Source organism: Arsenicicoccus sp. UBA2120 (assembly GCF_002330965.1).
In the GTDB taxonomy this organism is placed as follows: domain Bacteria; phylum Actinomycetota; class Actinomycetes; order Actinomycetales; family Dermatophilaceae; genus Arsenicicoccus; species Arsenicicoccus bolidensis.
Map to the genome: position 1 here is coordinate 29,838 of NZ_DCYC01000094.1, position 2,716 is coordinate 32,553.

The following is a 2,716-nucleotide window of genomic DNA, read 5'->3' on the forward strand; positions in this document are numbered from 1 at the left end:
GTGCGGGCCTCGTCGGGGATGATCGGCACGACGCGCTGGCCGAACTCCTTGTCGCGCATGAGGTCCTTGAGCAGCCGGACCCACGCCATGGTCGTGGCGATGGTCTGCTTGCCCGAGCCCTTCTTGACCGTCGCGTAGGCCTTGTCCTCCGGCAGCTTGAGGGCCTTGCCGGAGTCACGGCGCGACGGCAGGCCGCCACCGAGCTCCTTGCGCCGCGTCATCATGTAGGCGATGCGGTCGTCGTCCATGCCGGGGTGGTAGTACGGCGGCTGGTAGGGGTCGTCCTCGAGCACCTTGTCGGCGACCGGGATCTCGAGCCGGTCGCGCAGGTCCTTGAGGTCGTCCAGGGCGAACTTCTTCATCTGGTGCGTCGCGTTGCGCCCCGCGAAGTGCTGCCCGAGGAAGTAGCCCTTGATCGTGTGGGCGAGGATGACCGTCGGCACGCCGGTGGTCTCCGTGGCGGCCTTGTAGGCGGCGTACACCTTCGTGTAGTCGTGACCGCCACGGGTGAGACGCCATACCTCGTCGTCGGACCAACCCTCGACCATCTTGGCCGTGCGCGGGTCCCGGCCGAAGAAGTGCTCACGGACGTAGGCGCCGTCGTTGGCCTTGAAGGTCTGGAAGTCGCCGTCGGACGTGGTGTTCATGAGGTTGACCAGCGCGCCGTCGCGGTCCGCCGCGAGCAGCGGGTCCCAGCCGCGGCCCCAGACGACCTTGATGACGTTCCAGCCGGCGCCGCGGAACTGTGCTTCGAGCTCCTGGATGATCTTGCCGTTGCCGCGCACGGGGCCGTCGAGCTGCTGCAGGTTGCAGTTCACGACGAACGTGAGGTTGTCGAGCTGCTCGCGCCCGGCGACGCTGATCGCGCCGAGCGACTCGGGCTCGCCCATCTCGCCGTCGCCCAGGAACGTCCACACGTGCTGGTCGCTGGTGTCCTTGATGCCGCGGTGGTGCAGGTACCGGTTGAAGCGCGCCTGGTAGATCGAGTTGATCGCCGCGAGGCCCATCGAGACCGTCGGGAACTCCCAGTAGTTGCTCATCAGCCGCGGGTGCGGGTACGAGGAGAGACCTTCGCCGGCGCCCTGCGAGTGCTCCTGCCGGAAGTTGTTGAGGCGGTTCTCGTCGAAGCTGCCCTCGAGGAACGACCGTGCGTAGATGCCGGGTGCGGCATGACCCTGGTAGTAGATGTGGTCGCCGCCGCCGGGGTGGTCCTTGCCGCGGAAGAAGTGGTTGAAGCCGACCTCGTAGAGGCTGGCCGCAGACTGGTAGGTCGCGATGTGGCCGCCGACGCCGAGGCCGGGGCGGTTCGCGCGCGAGACCATGACCGCGGCGTTCCAGCGGATGTAGGAGCGGATGCGTCGCTCGATGTCCTCGTCGCCGGGGAAGTCGGGCTCGCGCTCGGGGGGAATGGTGTTGATGAAGTCGGTGCTGCGCAGCGCCGGCATGCCGACGGCCTGCTCACGCGCGCGCTCCAGCATCCGCAGCATGACGTAGCGGGCGCGGTCTCGACCCCTCTCGTCGACCATCTGGTCGAGCGAGCTGAGCCAGTCCTGCGTCTCGTCGGGATCGACGTCCGGCAGCTGGGTGGGCATGCCCTCGTGGATGATGGGGCGATCGGGGCCGGATGAGGCCATGGTGCTCTCTCCCTCGGGTGTCGGGATGGACTCCTCCATCAAACCACCCGGAGTTCGCTAGTGTGAGTCCGGCAAGCAACCAGAACGACCTACGAGAAGTAGGGAACAAGGAGGTGCGGTGGACGCGGGAAAGCTGGGCTTCGTACCTGACTCCGTCATCCAGGAGCTCGGCTGGGATGAGGACGTCGACGAGGAATTTCGGTCGGCGATCGAGTCGCACACCGGGAACGCCATGGTGGACGGAGACGTCGGCGAGGTCGTCGACGGCGTGATCCTGTGGTGGCGCGAGGAGGACGGTGATCTGACCGACGCGCTCGTCGATGCGCTGCAGGACGTGGACGAAGGTGGGTTCGTCTGGCTGCTCACGCCGAAGGTGGGCCGCGACGGTCACGTCTCGGGCGCCGACATCGGCGAGGCCGCTCCGATCGCGGGGCTGTCGATCACCACCACGTCCGCCGTCGGCCCGAACTGGGTCGCCACCAAGCTGGGGACGCACAAGCGATGAGCACCGTCGAGGTGGGCCAGCCGGCCCCCGACTTCACGCTCAAGAACCAGCACGGCCAGGACGTCACGCTGTCGAAGCTGCGTGGCCGCAACGTCGTCGTGCTGTTCTACCCCTTCGCCTTCAGCGGCATCTGCACCGGCGAGCTGTGCGAGATCCGCGACAACCTCGAGGACTTCGAGGACGCGGGCGTCCGCGTGCTGGCGATCTCGTGCGACCCCGTCTACTCGTTGCGCGCGTGGTCGGAGCAGGAGGGCTACGACTTCGACCTGCTGAGCGACTTCTGGCCGCACGGCGAGGTGTCGCGTGCCTACGGGATCTTCCAGGAGGGGCCCGGTGCCGCGGCGCGAGGCACCTACGTGATCGATCGCGAGGGCGTCGTTCGATGGAAGATCGAGAACGGTCTGGGCGACGCTCGCGAGCTCAACGGGTACCTTGAGGCACTCCAGTCACTTGCCTGACAACTTGGGCGAATGCCCACAAATTTTGGGCTGAAATGGCCCACGACGGCCATGCGGATCTGGTTTGATGGCACTACCGCGCCGCCGGGGACCCGAGACCCCGGCGGCGCGGCTTTTCT

General features: G+C 67.2%; 2 protein-coding genes and 1 pseudogene. 2 read left to right on the forward strand and 1 reads right to left on the reverse strand.

The genetic code is table 11. From position 1 onward, the window contains the following. Window positions 1-1,592, reverse strand: a pseudogene (locus tag B2P18_RS16305) (pyruvate dehydrogenase (acetyl-transferring), homodimeric type); the annotation flags it as partial. Window positions 1,593-1,752: 160 nt separating this feature from the next. On the opposite strand from B2P18_RS16305, the gene B2P18_RS16310 reads away from it, so the two are divergent. Further along, window positions 1,753-2,139 carry a DUF3052 domain-containing protein gene (locus B2P18_RS16310; protein WP_286961596.1) on the forward strand — a complete coding sequence of 129 codons (387 nt, stop codon included), beginning with the start codon at window positions 1,753-1,755 and terminating at the stop codon, window positions 2,137-2,139. Then, window positions 2,136-2,597 carry a peroxiredoxin gene (locus tag B2P18_RS16315; RefSeq protein WP_286961597.1) on the forward strand — a complete coding sequence of 154 codons (462 nt, stop codon included), beginning with the start codon at window positions 2,136-2,138 and terminating at the stop codon, window positions 2,595-2,597. The genes B2P18_RS16310 and B2P18_RS16315 overlap by 4 nt, the downstream gene beginning before the upstream one ends. Window positions 2,598-2,716: the final 119 nt, after the last annotated feature.